Source organism: Paenibacillus sp. P4_A9 (assembly GCF_056402415.1).
Window position 1 is genome coordinate 100,107 of record NZ_JBFUHL010000007.1, and the last position, 22,677, is coordinate 122,783.

The 22,677-nt window shown below is 46.6% G+C and carries 20 protein-coding genes; 3 read left to right on the forward strand and 17 right to left on the reverse strand.

Going from position 1 to position 22,677, the window contains the following annotated elements; genetic code table 11:
* Positions 1 to 17 precede the first annotated feature (17 nt).
* Positions 18 to 1,349: an LLM class flavin-dependent oxidoreductase gene (locus AC1DVJ_RS08455; RefSeq protein ID WP_477589859.1), complete on the reverse strand. Its 1,332-nt coding sequence runs from the start codon at positions 1,347 to 1,349 to the stop codon at positions 18 to 20.
* 16 nt (positions 1,350 to 1,365) lie between these two features.
* Positions 1,366 to 2,694 carry an LLM class flavin-dependent oxidoreductase gene (locus tag AC1DVJ_RS08460; protein ID WP_477589860.1) on the reverse strand — a complete coding sequence of 443 codons (1,329 nt, stop codon included), beginning with the start codon at positions 2,692 to 2,694 and terminating at the stop codon, positions 1,366 to 1,368.
* A 253-nt stretch (positions 2,695 to 2,947) separates the two neighbouring features.
* Between AC1DVJ_RS08460 and AC1DVJ_RS08465 the strand changes: the two genes are divergently transcribed.
* Complete coding sequence (locus tag AC1DVJ_RS08465; RefSeq protein ID WP_477589861.1) at positions 2,948 to 3,844, forward strand: LysR family transcriptional regulator; 897 nt, start codon at positions 2,948 to 2,950, stop codon at positions 3,842 to 3,844.
* 172 nt (positions 3,845 to 4,016) lie between these two features.
* Here the strand turns inward: AC1DVJ_RS08465 and AC1DVJ_RS08470 are convergent, their stop codons facing one another.
* Together AC1DVJ_RS08470 and AC1DVJ_RS08475 are read right to left on the reverse strand one after the other, a co-directional pair.
* Positions 4,017 to 4,292, reverse strand: coding sequence for a transporter suffix domain-containing protein (locus AC1DVJ_RS08470; RefSeq protein WP_477589863.1), 276 nt, complete (start codon positions 4,290 to 4,292; stop codon positions 4,017 to 4,019).
* 12 nt (positions 4,293 to 4,304) lie between these two features.
* A complete protein-coding gene (locus AC1DVJ_RS08475; protein ID WP_477589865.1) occupies positions 4,305 to 5,258 on the reverse strand; it encodes a substrate-binding domain-containing protein in 954 nt (317 codons plus the stop codon).
* 180 nt (positions 5,259 to 5,438) lie between these two features.
* Between AC1DVJ_RS08475 and modA the strand changes: the two genes are divergently transcribed.
* Both modA and modB read left to right on the forward strand, forming a co-directional pair.
* Complete coding sequence (modA, locus tag AC1DVJ_RS08480) at positions 5,439 to 6,212, forward strand: molybdate ABC transporter substrate-binding protein (RefSeq protein WP_477589867.1); 774 nt, start codon at positions 5,439 to 5,441, stop codon at positions 6,210 to 6,212.
* Positions 6,213 to 6,215: 3 nt separating this feature from the next.
* On the forward strand, positions 6,216 to 6,893 hold the full coding sequence (modB, locus tag AC1DVJ_RS08485) for a molybdate ABC transporter permease subunit (protein WP_477589869.1): 678 nt from the start codon (positions 6,216 to 6,218) through the stop codon (positions 6,891 to 6,893).
* Positions 6,894 to 6,961: 68 nt separating this feature from the next.
* Here modB and AC1DVJ_RS08490 read toward each other — a convergent pair whose 3' ends face one another.
* The 13 genes from AC1DVJ_RS08490 to AC1DVJ_RS08550 form a co-directional block, all read right to left on the reverse strand.
* Complete coding sequence (locus AC1DVJ_RS08490; protein ID WP_477589871.1) at positions 6,962 to 7,942, reverse strand: formylglycine-generating enzyme family protein; 981 nt, start codon at positions 7,940 to 7,942, stop codon at positions 6,962 to 6,964.
* A gap of 42 nt (positions 7,943 to 7,984) precedes the next feature.
* Complete coding sequence (locus AC1DVJ_RS08495) at positions 7,985 to 8,521, reverse strand: chromate transporter (protein ID WP_477589873.1); 537 nt, start codon at positions 8,519 to 8,521, stop codon at positions 7,985 to 7,987.
* A 17-nt stretch (positions 8,522 to 8,538) separates the two neighbouring features.
* On the reverse strand, positions 8,539 to 9,186 hold the full coding sequence (locus tag AC1DVJ_RS08500; RefSeq protein ID WP_477589874.1) for a chromate transporter: 648 nt from the start codon (positions 9,184 to 9,186) through the stop codon (positions 8,539 to 8,541).
* Between the two features lie 819 nt (positions 9,187 to 10,005).
* Positions 10,006 to 10,845: a glycoside hydrolase family 43 protein gene (locus AC1DVJ_RS08505; protein ID WP_477589876.1), complete on the reverse strand. Its 840-nt coding sequence runs from the start codon at positions 10,843 to 10,845 to the stop codon at positions 10,006 to 10,008.
* Between the two features lie 112 nt (positions 10,846 to 10,957).
* Complete coding sequence (locus tag AC1DVJ_RS08510; RefSeq protein WP_477589878.1) at positions 10,958 to 11,713, reverse strand: MgtC/SapB family protein; 756 nt, start codon at positions 11,711 to 11,713, stop codon at positions 10,958 to 10,960.
* Entirely contained in the window at positions 11,710 to 13,950 is a 2,241-nt protein-coding gene (locus AC1DVJ_RS08515) for a glycoside hydrolase family 88/105 protein (protein ID WP_477589880.1), read from the reverse strand. The genes AC1DVJ_RS08510 and AC1DVJ_RS08515 overlap by 4 nt, the downstream gene beginning before the upstream one ends.
* 14 nt (positions 13,951 to 13,964) lie before the next feature.
* Positions 13,965 to 15,704 carry a hypothetical protein gene (locus AC1DVJ_RS08520; protein ID WP_477589881.1) on the reverse strand — a complete coding sequence of 580 codons (1,740 nt, stop codon included), beginning with the start codon at positions 15,702 to 15,704 and terminating at the stop codon, positions 13,965 to 13,967.
* 10 nt (positions 15,705 to 15,714) lie between these two features.
* A complete protein-coding gene (locus AC1DVJ_RS08525) occupies positions 15,715 to 16,662 on the reverse strand; it encodes a sugar phosphate isomerase/epimerase family protein (RefSeq protein ID WP_477589883.1) in 948 nt (315 codons plus the stop codon).
* A gap of 133 nt (positions 16,663 to 16,795) precedes the next feature.
* The gene (locus AC1DVJ_RS08530) at positions 16,796 to 17,815 is read right to left on the reverse strand and encodes a Gfo/Idh/MocA family protein (RefSeq protein ID WP_477589884.1); all 1,020 of its coding nucleotides are present in this window, start codon (positions 17,813 to 17,815) and stop codon (positions 16,796 to 16,798) included.
* A 26-nt stretch (positions 17,816 to 17,841) separates the two neighbouring features.
* Positions 17,842 to 18,921, reverse strand: a complete 1,080-nt coding sequence (locus AC1DVJ_RS08535) for a Gfo/Idh/MocA family protein (protein ID WP_477589886.1) — start codon at positions 18,919 to 18,921, stop codon at positions 17,842 to 17,844.
* 119 nt (positions 18,922 to 19,040) lie between these two features.
* Entirely contained in the window at positions 19,041 to 20,711 is a 1,671-nt protein-coding gene (locus AC1DVJ_RS08540; RefSeq protein ID WP_477589887.1) for a type 2 periplasmic-binding domain-containing protein, read from the reverse strand.
* A 61-nt stretch (positions 20,712 to 20,772) separates the two neighbouring features.
* The gene (locus AC1DVJ_RS08545) at positions 20,773 to 21,645 is read right to left on the reverse strand and encodes a carbohydrate ABC transporter permease (RefSeq protein WP_477589889.1); all 873 of its coding nucleotides are present in this window, start codon (positions 21,643 to 21,645) and stop codon (positions 20,773 to 20,775) included.
* A gap of 45 nt (positions 21,646 to 21,690) precedes the next feature.
* A complete protein-coding gene (locus tag AC1DVJ_RS08550) occupies positions 21,691 to 22,620 on the reverse strand; it encodes an ABC transporter permease (RefSeq protein ID WP_477589930.1) in 930 nt (309 codons plus the stop codon).
* Positions 22,621 to 22,677 lie beyond the last annotated feature (57 nt).

Here is a 22,677-nt window from a genome sequence, read left to right on the forward strand (position 1 = left end):
ATTTCCCCCTCTAAGCTCTATGCTTGGGCTATTCTCTGTTTCGTATAGCGGTTTACTGGGATTTCAAGCCCTAAGTTGCCTCGCAATGTATCACTTTCGTACTCTTCACGATAGATGCCACGCTCCTGAAGGATCGGGACAACGAGTTCCACGAAATCCTTGAGTACACTCGGAATATCTGTATAAATGATGAAGCCGTCTGCTGCACCTTCTTCAAACCATTGTTGAACGGTATCGGCAATCTGCTCTGGCGTACCGACGAAGCTGCTTCTTGGCGTTGCAAACCGCAGCGCCGTTTGACGAAGCGTTAACTTCTCTTCCTTCGCAATCCGCTTGATACGATCCGTTGCGCTGCGATAGCTGTTACTACCGAGATCGCCGAGATCCGGGAATGGTTCATCCAGTGGATATTGCTTGAAATCATGATAGGTGAATGGTCGGCCTAATTGATCGAGCGCATCCTCTATCGTTACTAATTCTGCAATCGCCCGATACTTGCTCTCTGCTTCTTCTACCGTCCTGCCAATGATTGGACTGATGCCTGGGAACACGAGTATCTCTTCGCTCGCTCTGCCATACGCTGCTGCCCGTGTCTTAATATCTTGATAGAAAGCTTTGGCTTCCTTGATCGATTCATGTCCTGTAAAAATCGCATTCGCACTCTTCGCTGCTAAATTACGACCATCGTCCGACCCGCCTGCTTGGAAAATAACGGGCTGACCTTGCTGCGAACGTGCAATGTTGAGCGGACCCTGCACGGAGAAATGCTTGCCTTTATGATTCAAAGCATGCAGCTTGCTCGGATCGAAGAAGACACCGGTTTGTTGATCACGAACGAATGCATCATCTTCCCACGAATCCCACAGACCGCGCACAACCTCCAGATGCTCCTCCGCAATCCGATAGCGCTCGTCATGGGCATAATGCTCATCCCTGCTGTAATTGCGCGCTGCACCTTCAAGCCCTGTCGTCACGACGTTCCAACCTGCACGACCCGCGCTGATATGATCCAGCGAAGCAAACTGTCTTGCCACCGTAAATGGTTGAGTGAAGGACGCGGTTAACGTCCCGACCAACCCAATTTTGGAAGTAACCGCTCCAAGCGCTGATAGTACCGTCAATGGCTCCAAGCGATTCAAGAAATGAGGCGCTGATTTCTCCGTAATATACGTACTATCTACGATGAAAACAAAGTCAAATTTGCCTTCCTCCGCTTGTAACGCTTGCCCTGCATAAAAGTCAAAGTCAACACTTGCATCTAACGGTATTTCTGGGTTCTGCCATGTATGTTTCGAAGTACCTACACCTGTGATCGTTGCTCCGAGCTTCAATTTTCTGGATTTGGACATGTGGTTTTCCCCCTTATTAGTTCAGTACTTCGGTTTTACTATTGCGATTGACCGGCACTTCCAGACCCAAATGGCCTCGCAGTGTCTCATGCTCATATTCGGTTCGATACAGCCCGCGCTCCTGTAAAATAGGCACAACCAGCTCAACGAAATCCTGTAACGCTCCCGGTATTCCCACGGCAATGATGAAGCCATCGGACGCTCCTTCTTCCACCCATTGCTGGATCGTATCTGCGATCTTCTCCGGTGTTCCAACGAAATTCCCTTTCGGTGTTGCAAAACGAAGGGCAACTTGGCGCAAGGTTAAATTGTGTTCTTTCGCCAATCTTTTGATCTTCTCCGAACCGCCCTGCTGGCTGTTCGCGCCCAAATCACCTAGATCTGGGAAAGGTTCATCTAATGGATAAACACTAAAGTCGAAGTCATTAAATGGACGACCCAGCGCAATAATCGCTTTGTCGATGGACACAAGGTTGACCGTTTCCAGATACTTGCGCTCTGCTTCCTCTTCTGTACGTCCAATGATTGGGCGAATGCCTGGCAGGATGGATACATCGTCTGCATTACGGCCAAAGGAAACAGCTCTGCGTTTAATATCCGCGTAGTAAGCTTTCGCTTCCTCAATATGTTCATGTCCGACAAAGATAGCATCTGCATTTTTGGAGGCAAAATTACGACCGTCCTCGGATGTTCCTGCTTGGAAAATGACAGGCTGCCCTTGCTTCGATCGGGCAATGTTGAGCGGACCCTGCACCGAGAAGAACTCACCTTTGTGATTCAAGGTATGCAGCTTCGCCGGGTCAAAAAACTGACCATTTGCTCGATCCCGCGTGAACGCGTCATCTTCCCACGAGTCCCATAACCCTTTCACCACATCCACATGCTCTTGGGCGATGCGGTAACGCTTCTCATGCGGGGGATGCTCATCCTTGCTGTAGTTATTTGCGCTGCCGGACAGCCAAGAGGTGACCACGTTCCAGCCGGCGCGCCCTTTGCTGATCAAATCCAGTGAAGCGAATTGTCTAGCTACCGTGTAGGGCTCGCTATAGCTGACTGTCACCGTTGCAACAAGGCCGATGCGTTTCGTAACGGCTGCAAGCGCCGATAGAATGGTCAGCGGCTCGAAACGATTCAAGTAATGAGGGCTTGATTTCTCCGTGATATGAACACTATCTGCGATGAAAGCAAAATCAAACTTCCCAGCTTCTGCCGTTTGTGCTTGATGCTTATAGAATTGAAAATTCGTGCTTGCATCCGTAATTGCATCCGGATGCTTCCAATCTTCCCAGCCTCCGCCTACGCCATGAATCATTGCACCTAGTTTTATTTTTTTTGCATGTGCCATTCGAATCAGCCTCCGTTTGTTTTATATTTAATTATTCCGATGAACTTAATGGTATTTATCATAATGCAGGATCTTTCACATGTACAATTCAAAAAACTGAATGTTTGATTCACTTTTTGTGAATATACAAGTAAACAACTTGGATTAATAAGTATTTATGATATGATAGTTGTAAGACTTTGTAAAATCAGAAAAACCGATCGCTGAATTCATAAATCATGAACCATTTGTTCGGGAGAGGACGGGGATCCCTTTGGATATTCGAAATATCAAAACATTTCAAACCATCATCAGGCTCGGCAGCTTCCAACGGGCAGCGGAGGAGCTGCAATATGGGCAATCGACGGTCACTATGCATATTCAAAAGCTTGAGGCTGATCTGGGGGTTAAGCTTTTAGAACGGGGAAAGAAATTGACGCTGACCGAGGCTGGTCGACTTTTTCATCAAAATGCCGATCTCTTATTAAAGGAGTATGACTATCTACAAGCTTCTATGGATGAACTTGTCAAAGGGGATGCAGGGATCATTCGTCTCGGTGTCATGGAACCCACAGCAAGCTATCGGCTGCCGCAGCTGCTTGGTCCCTTTCTGCGTCGGCATCCCAAAGTGAAGATAAGCATTCACATTGGGAACACCACCGTGCTAGGCCAAATGCTCCATGAGGGGAGCATCGATATGGCCATTTGCAGTACACCCAATACGGGATTAGAAGACCATTCCTTCGAGCCCTTATTCATCGAAAGACTTGCACTACTCATCCCAGAATCCCATCCGTTAGCATCCCAAACGTCCATTCATCTGCGGGATATTCAGCACGAATACTTACTTATCACGAATTCCCAATGCCCTTATCGTCAAAAATTAGAAAATGAGCTGCTCGAAAATGGCGGCAGTCCTTACTCTAGCATGGAGATCGGCAATATGGCTGCACTCAAATATTATGTCCAAGCGGATTTCGGTATCGCGGTTGTTCCCGTTATTTCGGCAACGCCTAGTCCGCAAGGCACTGTTCTTAAACCCATCGATGATCTCGATTCGGGCTTAGTCACGGGCTTGCTGCGCAAAATGAACGGCAGTACGTTTAGCCTCGCGACGGAGAGCCTCGTTGAGATATTCCGTAGCGAGCTGAAAAGCTCGGTATCTGCTTAATGAGATGCGATGGCAACAAAAAAAGCAGCATTCCCGCATGAGGAATACTGCTTTTTCACCACATAAGAATTTATAAGTTTCCGGGGATCGGAAACACAAATTCTTATTGGCGATAAAAATAACATTTAAAACGCGGTCGCTCATCCTCGAAGTACTTCGATAGAAGTTTTTCTCATATCTCGTCTTGTTTGATGGACATCTTGTCTTGATTGTCTGACACTTTCTTACGTGACCAGTTCTTCGGATTGAGATAGCTTCTATATTTCTTGGCGACCTCTTTGCCTAACAGGATGCCGCCCGTCCAGAAAGTAACCTCGCTAAAGATGAGCAGACCCGCAATCCATCTAGCCATCCCGCCGCCCGAATGAATGAAAATTGGGATCGTAAAAGCACTTAAGAATGCGATTGTCGATAGGATTAACAAGCTGATGCCCAGTTTTTTGACCACATCATTTCCCCCCTAAGTTTCAAATAAAATATGACCCGTTTGCGATATATCGTAGCCTTGAATCGGACGCAGCTCATGATGAAACGCTTCCGACTGCAGTACCTGCTTGACTGCCTCGATCCACGCGAGATTCCCCGGCTTCTTGAGCATAACGAGATCAACCCGCTCTTGGATCAGCGGAATGAAATCAACGCCGCCGACCATATAGGCGGCATTCTCTATACCCACACCGAAATCCGCTTCACCAAGCGCAACTTTTCCAGCGACACCCATGTGGTTGGATTCTTCTTGATCGTACCCCTGTATCTGTTGATAAGAGATACCGTGAAGCCTAAGCTGCTCATCTAAAAGAACGCGAGCCCCCGAGCCTTTCTCACGATTGGCAAGCTGTAGACCTGGCTGCTGGAGATCAGCCCAGCCCCGAAGCTGTTTGGGGTTCCCCTTTTGAACATATAAGCCTGCTGATCTTGAGACCAGATTGATGACGATATAGGAGGATCCGATCAGTAATTTTCGTATATAGGGGATGTTATATTCACCTGTATCACCGTCCAATAAATGCGTGCTGACGATGTCTGATTCACCCTTGTACATGGCAATGAGGCTGTCCAAGCTGCCTACGTAGGAGCGAAGCGGCCTGATTTGAGGGACTTTTTTCTCCATATGCTTGGCTAAAATATCTAAACTAACATCCTGTCCAGTAATGACCAGCGATTGTTGGGACATGGAATGGCTTGGGACATACTGGGTTGGGACTGTTTCTATGGGCTCGGTCTTGACCGCATGCCCTCTCCCACCTTTGGCTCGTGCTTTATATGCCTCAAGATCGGCCGCATCTACACGCATTTGCTTGCCCACTCGATAGGCGGGGAGATCACCTTTTTTAATCAAATCATAGACGGTTAGCTTGGAGATTTTCAAAAGCTTGGAGATGTCTTCTGTAGTATAGGAAATGTCCGTTGTCATCATTTTCCTCCATGCATGTAATGTCTTCTTCTATCATAAGCGCAAGTTCTATGTAATTCAAATTTTAGTTATTTACGAAAAGGTGGGGATCAACTATAATCATTTATATCTAAATCATACTATTTATATCAAAATAGATAGATAATTAGTTGTGGAGGGGTTACTGCGCTGAAGAAAGTGATGTTTCGTACTATTTTGTTAATTGTTATTGCCGCATCAATTGTTGTTACTGGGTGTTCAAAGCAAGTCGAACAGAACCATGTAGAGCTAACCATTTCTGCAGCTGCGAGCTTGACGGATGCCATGAAAGAAATTCAAACCAACTACGAGAAGAAATACACACACATAAAGCTTCTGTTTAATTTCGGCGCTTCCGGTGCCCTGCAGCAGCAAATTGAGCAAGGCGCACCGGCTGATGTCTTCCTTTCTGCCGCTAGCAAAAACATGAAAGAACTCGTCGATAAATCGTTGATCGATGCTTCACAGCAAAGTAATTTGCTGTTGAATAGCTTGGTCGTCATCGTCCCCGCAGATAGCAAATCGAACGTGCAAAAGCTTGAGGATCTATCTGCAGCTGGTGTAACTCATATTGCTGTCGGCGAACCCCAAACCGTTCCTGCAGGCAACTATGCGAAAGAAGCTTTGACGAATGCAAAGCTGTGGGACCCGCTTCAAGCCAAAATCGTGCAAGGCAAAGATGTTCGACAAGTGCTCACCTATGTGGAGTCAGGTAATGCAGAGGCCGGTTTTGTGTATAAAACGGATGCGCTAACCTCTTCGAAGGTGAAGGTTGCTCTCACTGTTGACCCCAAATCGTACAAACCGATCGAATATCCTGCAGGCATTGTTAAAGCGAGCAAGCATAACAAAGAAGCAACGGAATTTTACACGTATCTGAAAAGCAAAGAAGCACAGGATGTGTTCGTCAAATTCGGCTTCACGGTCGGGAAATAGATCATGGAAAACATCACATGGACTGAGTTTGCTTCTCCTATTCTGTTGTCATTGAAGGTTGCCTTGGTTGCCAGTGTTTTCGTTCTGCTGCTTGGCGGATACGCGGCATGGCAAATGTCACGGCGGAACTTTCGGGGCAAGTCCTTGATTGAGACTGTATTTATGCTGCCGTTGGTATTGCCGCCAACCGTCGTCGGCTTCATCCTGCTCGTGCTGCTTGGCAAGAAGAGCTGGATCGGAACGGTGATGGACACACTCTTCCATCAATCAATCATTTTCACTTGGGGGGCGGCGGTGATCGCTTCGATCGTCGTCGCTTTCCCCCTCGTTTATCAAACGATGAAGACAGGCTTCGCCTCGGTCAAAACAGATCTGGAGAACGCCGCTCGTTCAGCAGGAGCTAACGAGTGGCAGGTGCTGGCGTACATCACCTTGCCACTCGCCTGGCGTTCTGTACGCTCAGCGTACATCCTCGGATTTGCACGAGGCCTCGGCGAATTCGGTGCCACCCTGATGATCGCGGGTAATATTCCGCATCGCACGCAAACCTTACCCACCGCCATCTACATTGCGGTTGAAGCAGGAAATCACACGCTAGCTTGGTGCTGGGCGGGAGCGATTATCGGCATCTCGTTCGGATTCTTGCTGCTGGCGAACCGGAAGGCGCGGGGTGAGGAATGAGGTTGGGTACGGCGCTACACACAAAAAGCCACCTGTTCCGTTATGGAATAGGTGGCTTTTCATCTCAACTACTGGGCATCATTTGCACAGCGAAAGCCGATGTTGCCCGTCGAGCTGTCTGGCGTATTTTTACTGCGCGCTGCGACGCGATAGCGATTGCAGTACGAACGGTGGCACAAGTACGAGCCGCCGCGAAGTACTCGCGTATCTCCCGATGGAGGGCCGACAGGGTTGTCCCTTTTGCCCTTCACATGGAAGCTCGGGCTGAACCAATCGGAGCACCACTCCCACACGTTGCCCGCCACGTTATACAAGCCATAGGCATTCGGCTCGAATGCTTTGACAGGCGCCGTGCCGGCGTAGCCGTCACTTTGGTTGTTCTTGTCCGGAAACTTACCTTGCCAAATGTTACACATATGTCGACCGCCTGGTTTAAGCTCATCTCCCCAGGGATAGCGCTTCTGAACTAGTCCGCCGCGAGCAGCGAATTCCCATTCAGCTTCCGTCGGCAGACGTTTGCCTGCCCATTTGCAATAGGCCATAGCATCTCGCCACGAAACATGGATGACCGGGTGATCCCAGCGGTCTTCGACATGCGAATCAGGCCCCTCCGGATGCAGCCAATCGGCTCCCTCAACTACCCACCACCACGGGGTTTGCTGTACGGTATTCTGTACACGCGCTGCCGTCGCTTCGGACACGAATAAATGAAAAACGAACGACCAGCCAAAGGACTCTGCCTCCGTTTTGTAGCTCGTTGCCTCAACAAATTGATTGAAATCAGCATTCGTTACCGCGCAATGGTCTATGTAGAAAGGCTTTAAGGTAATCTCACGCACTGGCCCTTCACCATCCGCTGGGAAGCCTTCGCGGTCGTCCGTCCCCATATGGAATTTCCCGCCGGGAATCAGTACCATGCCTTCTTTGCCTATTGGCCCCGCCGTCGCAGTTATCTCGACTGAAATAGACGCATCTGGTCGCATAGATGGCTGATCGGATGACGCACTGCCACGGCTGGCGGAACAGCAGGTTGGTTTATTCGTATCCATAACTGTCGTCCTCTCGCTTTCGTTCTATCAGATTGCATGCAATTAACTAAATATAGCAATCCCAACCAGTGCCGACAACACAATCGTGGCAAGTGGATGCCATTTGTACTTGTGAACAAGGAAAAACACGCCTGCGGCAATCACAACGGTGAATAACACCTGCCATGTAAAGATATTTTGCATACGGTCCGGAAAGCCAAAATGGATAGCCGCGTAGACGATTAATCCCGTTACAATCGGTCTTAGCCCATAAAAAATCTTGTTTACCGCTCCGCTTTGATAGATTTTATAATAAAAAGAAGAAATGATAAGGACAATAACCAGTGAAGGCAACACCATGCCAATCGTGGATATAACAGCACCAAGAATCCCATCTGCACGATAACCAATCAGAGTTGCCATATTCGTCGCAATGGGTCCAGGAGCCATTCCCGCCACAGCCACACTCTGTTCAAAATGCTCTGTTGTCATCCAGGCATGCTGCTGAACTTCATGTTGAATGATGGGAATCATCGCATAGCCGCCGCCGAACGACATGAATCCTATTTTCAAAAATGTAATAAAAAGCTCCCACAACATCTACATTCCCACCTTTCTTAGATACCATCCGCGATATAGTAATCGTAGTAGGTGTAGCCATTGTAGGACGTGTGTACAGGTTCTTTGCCCTTTTCCAGGCTGATTTTGAAACCAAATGTTTCTTTCACTTTGACAAAAACAAAGCCGATAAACAAACCGATGAGAATCATAAATAGTGGATTAATAGGTAGGAGCAACAGAATCGCCACAGTACCTACGGCAGTTACTAATGTTGTTTTATCAAAAATAGCCGAACGAGCCATATTGTAAGCCGCCAACACGATAAGACCGATAATGGCACCATGAATGCCTTTGAATGCGGCCACGACTTTCGGGTCGGACTGCATGAAGATCAAGAAGATGCTTAGCGTTAACGCAATCAGGAATGTCGGTAAAGTAATGCCCATGACGGCGGCCGCTGCACCAGGTATGCCTGCCATGCGATAGCCGATAAAGGCAGATGTATTGACGCCGATCCCGCCGGGGGCTGAGCCCGCGATCGCTACGATATTGGCTACTTCTTCTTCAGCGATCCATGCTCGCTTTTCTACCACTTCCCGCTCAATGACGGGAATCATTGCATATCCCCCGCCAAACGTGGAAGGTCCGATTTTGAGAAACGTCCAGAATATATCCAAACATAGATGTAGTTGACTTATACGCATATGGATTCCTCCTCTTACCCATTTGTATGGTCTCTCAATTATACTTCGCTTAACTTCAAATTGGAATAAACATTTTAAAAGTTAGTGCATTAGCGGAAATCAACCTGCGGTAATCGCGTAGAATTAATTCCTTTAATCCGATAGATTCACTTAGTTTAATTCGATTTGATTTTAAGTGACGTAGGGGTAGGAATCAATTCGGAGCACATTGTTTGCTTCGGGCACAAACATGCTCGGTTTTCGAGCCTATTGACGGAGGCGCGATGCGATAGGCTCGGTTTTCGAGCCTATTGACGGAGGCGCGATGCGATAGGCTCGGTTTTCGAGCCTATTGGCGGGGGCGCGATGCGGTAGGCTCGGTTTTCGAGCCTATTGACGGGGGCGCTTTGCGATAGGCTCGGTTTTCGAGCCTATTGGCGGGGCGCGATGCGATAGGCTCGGTTTTCGAGCCAATTGCCGGGGGCGCGATGCGATAGGCTCGGTTTTCGAGCCTATTAAAGGGGGCGCGATGCGATAGGCTCGGTTTTCGAGCCTATTGGCGGGGGCGCGATGCGATAGGCTCGGTTTTCGAGCCTATTGACGGGGGCGCGATGCGATAGGCTCGGTTTTCGAGCCTATTGRCGGGGGCGCGATGCGATAGGCTCGGTTTTCGAGCCTATTGACGGGGGCGCGATGCGATAGGCTCGGTTAAAATTTTTCGACTAATTCTTCTGCAGCCGCTGAGCACTTATGTGCGTGTATGGAATTATTGCCGACTGATGATGTGAAACAAATAAATGCTTATAGGCATCCATCGCTCAGCTTTTCTTTTTTCACATGCTACTTCATGAACGCCTTCCTCAGCTTCATCACCGAGCCATGCCTAGCCCCCTTGGGCACATGAACTTGGTCCGTGATATTGTTCCAAGTGATTAAATCACTTGAGCTATAAGCTCCGTAATATTGCTCCTGGAATCCGTCTACAAGCAGAATCCATTCCTTGCTACTGTCCCTATCCACAAGATAAACCGTCGGTCCCTCTGTTAGCGCTGGGGTTATCAACTCGGAAATACGGGTTACCGTCGGAGCATCACGATCCTCCTTGGCTACGATACAAGAACGAATGGCTTTGTTCGCAGTTCCCTTCTCATTAAGCCCTCGTTCATCTTTAAACAGCATCACATAATGATCATCCAGATCAGTAAGGGTAGCATCGATGACGTTATAGCCTGGATCAAAGAAGATCTTCGCTTCCGAGAAATCATTAAAATTCGTCGTTGTCGCAGACCAGATTCGATGATTTCTCGGCCCTGAGCCTACTGTAGATGACCATACAATCCGATAAGCTTGCTTACTAGTGTCATAGAAAATTTCCGGTGCCCACGTATTCTGGGTCTCAGGCTGGTGCTCCATCACTGGAATTAGCTTGACATCATGCCATTCAACAAGATCCTGGGACCATGCGTAACCGATGCTTTTGCTCTTCCAACCGTCCGTCCATACGAGATGAAACTTACCTTCAACGTCTTCTAAAATAAATGGATCACGTAGCTGCTTTGTTCCAATCACTGACTCCCAGATTGCTCTTCCATCGTTCATTTCGTTCCACTGGTAACCGTCCTCACTCGTAGCCAGAAACAACTTTTCTTCTTGTTCTTTAAAATAGCTGAATACGTACACGCTGGCTCGCTCCCCCTTCTATTGAATAGATGTTTATTAGCTGCTCATCATTTCTCTCCGTTAGACTTCGAAAAATCCCGCTCCAGTCAATGACCATAGCGGGATTTCGTTCTTATGCGGCTTGATTATGAAATACGAAGTTGGAAGCTTCCATGCTAACGACGATGTCCAGCGCGGAAATTTGCTCATACGCCGCAAACAGTTTCTCATGCTTGGGACATCTTAGACTGAAGATTAAGTGCATCATCGGGATGCTCCCAGCATTCTCTGCCTCATGTGAAGAAGCACTCTCTGGCCTCATCTTGAGATTGATTACTTGAATACCCTGTTCTCCAAATCGAGAAGTAACCGAACTTAGGAAGCCGGGTTGTTCATTGATCAAAATTTCAACTTCGTGTGTTCGACGGTGCCTAATGATATGCTTCTCCAGCTTATTCAAGACATACAAGCTGATGAGGACTAAAAAGGTACAAACTAGCGCTCCTGTAATGAAGCCTGCACCGATGCTTAAACCAATTGCCGCAACCAGCCACACGGAAGCGGCCGTCGTCAATCCTTTAATCACACTGCCGTTTCGTAATATGGCGCCAGCACCCAGAAAACCAATACCGCTAACAACCTGTGCAGCCAAGCGCGAGGGATCGATACGGACATTCGGTTCATTCACAAAATCGGAAAATCCGTACACTGACAGCAGCATGATGGTCGTCGAGCCTAAGCAAACTAAAATGTGCGTTCGAAAGCCCGCCGCGTGATTGTTCCATTCCCGTTCAAGACCGATCAAACCACCAAGTACGACCGCCAATACCATGCGTATGATGAGATCCAAGTGACTGATTTGCCATACACTACTCGTAGCAATGATCATTGCATTACCTCAATCGGAGCTGCCAACCATTGGTTCAACTTCACAACTTCCGAACCTGCCAGCATCATAATGCCAACTCCATGATTATCATTCTTGACGGTAAGCAGATCCTTTTTATAATAATCTGCCGTAAACGCATACCTAGAGCCGCTGCATACACCGTGCACGTTCCCTTGCGCATCAATTGCGATGCGGGTCAGACCATCCCATGCCTTCAACGCCGCTTCGATGAAACGCTGCGGCTCCTTGAGCCAGCCAAAACGTACGCCACGTGCAAAAGCATAAGCGAACATCGCGGTACACGAAGCTTCCTCATAGGCATCAGGGTCATTCAATACTTGATGCCAAAGGCCGCTATCCGCTTGAAGATCAGCATACCCCCCGCATAGATCATTAAAGAAACCGATTAGCTCCGGCCGCGCTCCATGTGTAGCTGGCAATGCCTCCAACACCTCTGTTAACGAAAAGAGTGTCCAGCCGTTGCCACGTCCCCAAGGTATTCCCGTCGCCATGCCATATTTAAAATCAAACACATGTGACATGATACGTTCTTCCGGCATATACAAGTACTTACGGAAAAGAAGAAATTGCTTAGCTGCTTCATCGAGCGCTTCTGCCCTGCCCGTAATTCGAGCATAACGGCACAAGAACGGTGTGCTCATGTAGAGGTCATCAGCCCACATCGTATTCGCCGAATATTCATCCTGACAAATCCGATAAAAAGCGCCATCTTCCTTGCGTTCCAAGCCGTGCAGGATGAAATTGGCGATTCGATTGGCAATCAGCATGTATCCCTGATCCTGATCTTCCTGATAGGCCTCCAACATCGCGGAGCCGAAGGAACCGCAGTTATCCAGCATTTTCATCATAACCAATTGTTGATTGATAGCTGGGAAGCCATACTGCTCACGATCCCAAAGTGAATACGTAAACATATCGGTACAGCTCTGAACATGATCCAGCGCATATTGGGTAATGTCAGCTCGCTCCAATAAACGGCCCGTTTGCAGCAGACCATATATGGTAACGCCGAGCGGGTAATCCCAACGCGCATAATTCGTTACATTGCCAACTGTCCATTTATTGCTTAGCATGGCATTCTCATAGTAAGGGCGAATCCACGTATCGGGACGATCCAATCGCCAATAGGTCTTCTTATCGGAATTGATGTCCATCGCATATACGCGATCTGTTCGCACCAAATCTTCATAGGTTAAGTCAACATTGGCAGCCAGAGGTCCTAGATACAACCAAGGATCATCTGAACCATGAACCTGCAGCGGTGCGCTTAATTTAACGGCCTCGCCTCCGAATTGTGCCTGTAACATATAGCCCCATGTAATATCTTCACAAACACTTCGGATCACAAGATCATGTTGACCATAGGATAGCGGAACCTCTACCTGAAAACTGCCTTCTTCTCCAAGCTCAAGAATCTGCTTGCCATCCAGCCACATCGTTAGAGAACCCGCTGCATGCCCACGCAGCAAGACAGCTTCTTGTCCTACACTAACCTTCTTCAGCTTCGTCCACGCAAACGCCTGCTTATTCGGCTGGATACCAAATAATCGCTCGCAAGCAGGCTTCGAGCTCTCATTCTCGTTCCATTCACGGATCGGCAGCCAATGCAAACCGTTATTCCTCTCCGAAGACATCGCATCTGGTAAGGAACGCCCCTCGAATAGATCCTTTTCTACCGGCTCGGAAAACACCCAACCCGCTTGTCCTTGCCGTTCTGCAAACGGCGCAAGCACATTCAGAATTCGCACTTTGGCTTCATCCGAACCGAATAAGCAACCGAAACCTGCAGCCGTATGTTTAGCCTTGATAAAAAGGCGATTCCAGCCATGTACGAAGTCCACATTCAGCTTTACACTCGCATCTGGCTTAATCTCGTCAATGACGTTAGAACGGTACGTCAGCTCATCGTTGAAATAAAACTGGATCGGTCCCAGACAGCTGAGCAATAGATCCAGATTACGTTCCCCATCACTCCAAACCAAGGCATACGCATAAGAAAATTGACCAGGCTTTGCCTCAGGAAATCTGCGGCCCAAATCGAGATCAAACATCCCTTTTTCATTTTGCATAATACCTGCTCGGCTAAAAGCTCTAAACGCGAAAGGTACAGGAGGATTAGCACCAATGTAGCGATCAGCTAGAACTTTCAATGTTCGTTTATCGTCATTCCCCAAACGGGTTTGTATACTCTCTTGTTCATTAAAATAGATCGTCATAACGAACCTCCTTTCTACAGTAGACGGATCTTGAAAGTCCGATCATAAGGGGTAACTAAGTTGACATGGACATATTGGCATCCGGACGGATGCTGATCTTCACGAACGATTGGCAGGATATGTTCATAGGCGCCAGAGGAAATTTCCATAACATCCCCGTCTACCTCATACTTCATTGCACCGCTTTTGAGGAAGAACTTGCCTTCTTCACCTGCAAGCAAGTCATCACCACTCACCGTACCTTCATTTCCAAAAATGAAGGTCAACTGCGTGAAGACATCTTCACGTTCGTCTGAGGAAACGTGGATCGTCCATTCGGAATCTCCAGAAGTGATTTCCGCTTGCAGCTCCAGCTTCTGCAGATGAGTCATCGGCCGGTGCTGGTGCGGCAGCAAATACCAAGGGCTGAGCATTGAGCCCTCCGCTCCAGCAGGCAGCAAACTACGCGGGATCGGGCCGTTGTAGCCTTTTTCCAGCACGGTTTCAAGCTTATAGACACCTTCACTCGCTGTCAGATCTGCGAATTTCACAATACCTGGAGAGAACGAAGTCGCTAGTTTAATACCGAGCAGCCTTGCTTTCCCGTGGCGAAGTGCGAAGAAAGATGGCGTCTGCGACATTATTGTTACGCTTTGATCCAGGTCACGAATACGAACCAGCGGAGCTCCGAAAGTGAGATGCATGCTGCTATGCTGGATGTGCATGTGATGCCCTACTTCATCTATTTGTTGCAAATGTTCCTTGATCGGATGCTGCGCATTTAACACTTTCACATAACGATCCAACAGCGGCGCTCGTTCCAGCTGCGAAATATCCGCTTCCGGGTACACGAGCATATTCATCAGTGGATGGTTGTTCACGCCTTCATGGAAGCCAGTGATGAAAGATCCCGCATAATCCGCCATAGCAGCAAAAATCGGATCCTTATCATGCGCCGCCATTAAGCGGTAAACCGGAAAGTAGTTCGCCATCGTAGCCGTCTGACCGAAATCCTGTCGACCCGAGTAATCCGTTACAACCTCGCCCGACGGGTGGATTAAATACATCATCATACGTAGATTACTGCGTACGCATGCGATGAGTTCAGGACGGTTCATCAATCGTCCCGTATGATACAGCGCGATATCGCTGACAGCGTTATAAATGCCGTTGCTGCGCTCTGTCCACTCACCATCTTCGGTGATATCCAAGCCTTCTGCCAGCCAGTCTTCCGCTCTTGCCAGAAGCTCGGGCAGCGGGAAAATTTCATAGAGTAAGCAAAGTGCAGCGGTTATGACCCAACGATGATTCGGCGTATGACAACCGCCAGTCAGCATGGCTGGAATCGTGCGCTCTAGGAAAAGCTTCAGATTAGCTGCGACAGGAGCCGCTTCTGACCAATCATGCTTGTTCAGCAGCTGATACATCTGTGTGACGCCGCCAACCACGAACGCTGTATCCGGGGGAGAATTATAATTCGTTGAACCCAGCGAAATGGTACCGTCCGGATGCTGTCTATTCAGCATGAACGCGACCGCTTTATCCAAAGCATTCAATAGATTGTTATCATGATAGTAACGAGAATCCGGRTTAACCAAGGCAGACGCCCATCCAGCGATCATACGCGGCGTGCTCATGTGGTTAGCTCGGGCAATGCCCGTTTCATCCCGAATGCCGCCGTAATATTTGGAAAGCGGATCTAGAATCTGGTTCAGAAGCGTAGCTTCCGTCAGTTCATCATTCAGGTTTACTAAGCGATTATAGCTAGCGTCCACGTAGGTCACCTTACCCTTTCATAGCTGCAATTTTACTTGTGATGAGGTTGTGACTTTCATGAATTTCATGTGGCTCGCACACGGCTTTCAGTTCATATACTTTGACTTTGGCATAGTCAATGGCTTCAAGGAAATGATCGAAATAGTGCAAGTCCTTGCTATGAACATAAGGGCACCAGTGGTCGGCAAGTTCTAGCGTTTCATGGATGTGAACACCATAGATGTATTTCTTAACTTCTTGCAGCTCTTTGAGATTATCGTACAAACCCATTCTGTCCATCATCATGGCATGGCCGATATCGTACCATAAGTGAACGGGGCTGCCTGCCAGGTTCTCACAAATCGTTTTGGCTTCCATCAAGGAAGGCATCTGATACGATCTGGAGCGAGTTTCAATGCCGATTGCCACATCCCAGCCTTTTTTAGCTGCATGCTCGCTTACTTGCTCGAGACTTTCTTGAATCCGTTTCGTATACAAAGGACTTAATCGATCTCGTCGTTCAATCATGACGCTCCATAGCTTTTGATACTCAGCCGAATCTTTCCCATGATCCCTGTAGAGTTTCTTTAAGTCGATATCAATATTATAGTCAAAAGGAACTTCCCCTGGATGTACGACCACAGCTTTGGCGCCATACCGATTGGCATATTCCATGGATCGAATAAGTAGCTCCACGGAGCGCTTGCGCTTCGCTTCATCATCGAAGCCCAGCATGACGGAATCCGTATCATAGTCCTTATCATTGATGAACGGGAACACGTTGTGCACGCTGGATACGCCGATTTCACCTTTCTCTATCATGGGCTCAATCGTTGTCATCATCTCTTCGGTTACGTTATAGTTGAGCTCGACATTGCGAAAGCCCAGCTCTTTAATTTCCTCAATCATGCCCCGTCCTACGGTATGTTTCTTGATATTCCAACAAGTTGAAAACGAATATTCCCCTTTATCGATCAAGTCTCTTCCTCCTAAAAGTTTTTCGCTAGAAAAACTCGCATCGTAAGCATATGCTTTGTTCTTCCGTTATTAAAAGAAAGGACAGATTCCCTTCGTATCATGTACGGAAAGATCTGGCCTTTCTTTAAGTGCTTTATTCTGAAAGGTCACTCAGCTTAATTACAGCGCCATTACGGGCAGACAATGTCGATGCTTCCATTAACCGAGTCAAATCAAGTGCTAGTTCAATGTTTTCGGTGGCAATCGTTCCATTCTGAATATGGGATACCCATTGCGCAAAGGCAGATGGCAGTTTAGGTAAATCTGTCACTTCTTGCCAGCCTGTTGCCGCTTCACCTGATAATTTGGAACTGCGAATGCGTAATTTATCATCCGTTCGGGCATACATAAGGTTACCCTCTGTTCCCTGTACTTCAATATCAAACTGCGAATAGCTGTTCACAAAACCAGCTTCAACAATGCCTAATGCCCCGTTGGGATAACGTAAAGTGGCTACTGCGCTATCTTCAACTTCACGCTCCGTTATATAGCCGAAGCTAGCACTAACGCTTTCTGGTAAGCCGAGAAATAATCGTGTCAAATACATCGGATGACAACCTAGATCCATGAGAGCTCCACCGCCGGTTTGTTCTAAGCAGAAGAAGTGGGCTGGAAGTGCACCATCTGGATTTTTTTCTGTTCGTAAGGCACCATTATGTGCTAGTCGAATACGAACGGTCGTTAAGGTTCCAAGTAAACCCTCGCGGATACAATTCAGTGCCGCTTGCACAAAGCCCATATACAAACGCGGTAGAGATACCGTTAGCTTGACTCCTGTTTCCTCAACAACAGCAAGGATTTCTTGGCATTCTTTCGTGGTGGTTGCCACGACTTTTTCGGTGAATATATGCTTACCCGCTCTAGCAGCAGCGATAATTACCTCATGGTGTCTATTCGTTGGTGTACCCACGATTACAGCGTCAATATCAGGATTACTTAGAAGCTCTTCCAAGTTCCCGTAAAAGGAAACCCCCAGTTCATCCGCCTTTTCGCGTCCACGCTCCTGAATTTCATCCCATACAGCGACAATTTCGGTATCTGGGTGTTCGATTGCTAGGCGTGCGTAATCTTTGGCATGGACATGCCAAAAGCTCAACATCGCAACTTTCATCATGGTTCAACTGCCTCTTTTCATTGGAATTAGTCAAAATAGACAGCTTTACCGGTTCTATTCGATTCGTAGATCGCTTCAAGAATTTCGGAAACGACAAGCGATTGCTCTGGCGTTACAATTGGCTCTCTATCATGGATAATGGACTCGATCCACATGCGAATTTCTTTATCTTGCATCGATTCTTTCTTGCCTTCGTAGAAATCAGCGCCCTTTGCTTCGAACTGCATTTGATTAACATATAGACGGCTATGTTTTTCACCGTTAATGCGTAAGCCATCCTGCATATCAGCTCCACCTTCGGTACCGCAAAGCGTCGTTTTCGCTTCCTTCGTATCGAGGGTATTAAGCGCCCAGCTCGCTTCCACCATAATGGTTGCGCCATTCTTCATAACGATCATAGCGAATGCTGAATCTTCAACTTTGAACTTCGCTGGATCCCAAGGGCCCCAAGAATTCGCGGCATTTTCTTTGCGTGACAATTTATGATAAGCGGTGCCTAGCACCACCTTAGGTTCATAGTTATTCATTAACCAAAGCGTTAAATCGAGCGCATGTGTACCAATATCGATCAGCGGTCCGCCGCCTTGTTTCTCTTCATCAAGGAAAACTCCCCACGTTGGGACGCCACGTCTGCGAATAGCATGTGCTTTAGCAAAATAAATCTCGCCCAAATCCCCATCTTCGATAACGCGTTTCAGATGTTGACTGTCAGCGCGGAAACGATTGTTATAGCCAATTGTTAATTTCTTACCCGTGCGTTTCGCAGCTTCTACCATACGGCGGCCATCTGCGGCTGTTTTTGCCATCGGTTTTTCACACATTACATGCTTACCAGCCTCTAAAGCTGCAATCGAAATTTCCGCATGTGTATCATTCGGTGTACAAATGTGAACGACATCAATTGAAGGATCTGCAAGTAATTCGCGGTAATCGTCGTATACCTTGGCACCTGGTGCGCCAAATTTCTCAGCTGCTTTGTGTGCACTTGCAGGAAAAATATCAAAAAAACCGATAATTTCGACTTGCTCAATTTTGCTCAAGCTGGGTAAATGTTTCCCTGTTGCAATACCGCCACATCCAATAATAGCTACTTTAACTTTGTTCATCGTAGGTCCCTCCCAGGATTTAAATCATATCTCTACTAATTAAAGAAGATGCTGGACACCGACGAGCTGCCTGCATACACAGGCAACCCTTAATCGATATCCAGCTGCTCAAAGTACAATTACTTCACAAATTCCATTTGTTGTTTAACAATTTCCTTCGCATCTTTAGCTAGGAAAGCTGTATCTTTATTTGCTGCATACCATTTGTTCATGTAATCTTCAAGCTGTTTGCCGTTTGCTTTATCCCATGCCGCTTTTGCGTCATTAATCGCTTGTTCTGGCGTGTATTTAGCACCGCTAAGGATGGCCTTAACAATGAGATCGTTCTTCTCTTTAAGAATTGTTGTATTAATGACTTGAAGATCGGCAGGATACACTGGCATATGATCCCCTAACGTAATCCCTGGGTACTCTCTTGCTGGATCGAAGTAAATCTGTTGGATAACTTTAAACATTTCCATGTTAATCTTATCATCAGGCTTCACATCAGGATTACTGATCCCACTCAAGGTATAGTTACATTTGTCTACTCCTGATGAGAAGAACATTGCATAGTCTAGTGCGTAAGAAACCTCATTTTTCGACTTATCTGCATTTATGACTTGCGGGCAACCGTTTGCTGCTTTCTTCCAGTGAGTTCCTTCGTCTCCGAAGATCATTTTCCGAGCATTGTCCGGCTTCATCATAAAGTCAAGATAGCGGCCAACCGCTTCTGGATCCTTCGCTTTGGCGTTCACAACAGTTGTCATTTGAATCGGATTATCGATGGCGCCAGTGAATGTTCCCATCGGTGATTTTGGATAGCCTAATGGAGCAATTTCCACTCCAGGTACATTTTTCTTCAATGTAGGTAAGTCTAGACCGCCGATACTGCCTGAAAATTGGACATAAATTCCGATTTTACCATTAAGAAAGTCCTGTTTCGCCTTATTGCCGTCTTTATCATTGATATAATCTTTGTCAATGATGCCGCCATCATAGAGTTTCTTCTTGAACGTGAGGGACGCCAGTTCTTTGTCCCACGCACGGACAACTTTGCCATCCTTAATATCCCAAGCCAGCAAAGTTAATGAAGAACTTTCGCCGAATATCTCATTAATGGCTTGCTCCGAATACGTACTCATATTCATGCCGTACGTATCTTTCTTGCCATTGCCATCCGGATCTTGTTCTACAAACGCTTTCGCCACATTATATAATTCGTCCGTTGTTGTCGGCATATTTAGATTCAGCTTTTTCAACCAATCGGTACGAATATAAAGAATATGTGCAGGGGTCGCTTCTTTTACCTTACCAATCTCGTAAAGCTTGCCATCTGGTTTTGTTCCCACTTTTTTCAATTGCTGATATTGTGTCAATAATTTCTGATATTCKGGCATATATTTCAAGATGTTATCAATCGGCATTAATTGTTTTTGATCGTACAAACTGYCTCTAAACGGAGTATTATACTCATTGATAATATCCGGAGCGGAACCGGAAGCAAACAGGACGTTCAATTTTTTCGTAGAGTCGCTTCGAAGAATTGGGACGAACTTCACATTCTCTGGACCACTTTGGTTAATTAACTTGGTCCAACGATTCTCTTCATACGTGCCTTCCGAAGCTGGCACGCCTCCCCGATCATAGATAGAGACCGAAACATCCCCACGTTTAGCTGGCGCTTCTGCGGCAGGCTTGGTTGAAGATGTTGCTGTTGCTTCTTTTTTGTCGTTGCTGCAACCAACTAATGTTGCCCCTAATGCGACAACCCCTACTGATAGTCCAAGCCATATTTTCTTGTTTTCCATGTGCATTTCCCCCTAGAATGTTTTATATTAACGCTTAAAAAAAACGGGAACACCTGTTTCATCAACCCTTAACAGATCCTAGCATTACGCCCTTGACAAAATACTTTTGCAAGAATGGATATACGACCAACATCGGTACAACCATGACAACAACACCAACGGCTTTCACCATCTCCGTTGCAACCGTTTGCTGTTCCTGCAAATTAAGCGAAGGAGAGTTCAATAAGTCATTTTTCTGCAGCATCCCTTGGACAACAACAGTTAAATTCATCAACTCACTTTTATTGATGTACATGAGTACGTTCATAAACGAATTCCAGAAGCCAATCCCATAGAACAACGCGAGCGTAGCCAGCATGGGAAGTGAGAGCGGCAAGATGATACGAACAAGTAATGAAGTATCATTACACCCATCAATTCGTGCAGCTTCCTGCACTTCATATGGAATATTCTCGAAATAACTTTTCATTAGAAGCATGTTGTAGGTACTGATGAACCCAGAAAGCCATAAAGCCCAGTAGGAGTCAATAAGGTGCATGCTCTTAATCACGAGATAAGTGGGAATCAACCCTCCCGAGAACAACATGGTGAACACCATGCCCAAGACCAGATAACGGCGACCAATTAAATACGATCTGGACAACGGATAGGCAGCTAGTATGGTACCCAACAAACTCAAAACCACACCAACTACTGTGATGATCACACTATTTTTGAAAGCGCTCCAAGCAGGACTGGCGATGAAGAAAATTTTATATGCTGTGAACTCTAGTCCCACAGGCCAGAAGAAGACATGACCTGATTCAACAGCCGACCGCTCACTCATCGATAGGGCTATGATATGGATAAACGGCAAAATGCAAGTTAAGGCGATTAATCCGAGTACTAAATAATTGATTGCATAAAATATTTTTTCTCCGTTTGTCGCTTTCATACAAATCCTCCTTCCACGGATGTTGAACTTGATGTTTACATGGATCTAGAACAGAGCCTGATCGAATTTCTTAGCGATCCTATTAGCTATAAGCACGAGACTGCAACTAATGATGGATTCAAAGAATCCCATTGCTGTTGTTAAACTAAACTGTGCATTGCCCAAACCAATTTTATAAATATAAGTACTGATAACTTCCGACACATCCGAAACCCCAGCGTTCTGTAAGTTATAGACTTGGTCAAAGCCAACTTCCATAATTTTACCCATCGCTAAGATTAGTAATAAAATAATTGTGTGACGAATACCTGGAATTGTTACGTGCCACATTTGACGCCATTTGGCTGCCCCATCCATGGCTGCTGACTCATATAAAGATGGATCAATGGTCGTTAGTGCAGCTAAGTAGATGATAGTACTGAATCCCATTTCTTTCCAAATTCCAGATCCCACGAAAATGGCTAACCATGAGTTAGACTCGTAGAGGAAGTTAATCGGTTCAATACCGAACAAGGCAAGAACCTTATTAATCGAACCATAATCCGTTGCGAATAGGGACAACACGATCCCGGAAACAATAACCCAAGAGAAGAAATGCGGTAGATAAACGATCGTTTGCACCCATCGTTTGAACCAAGATTTCCTAACCTCATTTAGTAAAATAGCAAGGAATATCGGCATTGGAAATCCAAATATCAAACTCAGAAAACTCAACCAAAATGTATTCCACATAATTTGGAGTGTATTAGAGCTAGAGAATAATAACTTAAAGTTTTTCAGTCCCACCCAAGGGCTGTTTAAAATTCCGTCTGCAAAATTGTAGTTCTTGAAAGCGATAACAAGTCCGCCCATAGGCCAATATTTGAATAGAATATAGTAAGCAATAACAGGGACCAGCATGATAAACAAAGGAATGTTCTGCTTCAGTCTTCTTCTTCGTCTTAGTCGCAAGGCATCGAGTTCGCTTTTGGTCATCTGGATGTCAGGAGTTTTAATAATATTCCCGTTCATGAATGCTTCACTCCTTACTTC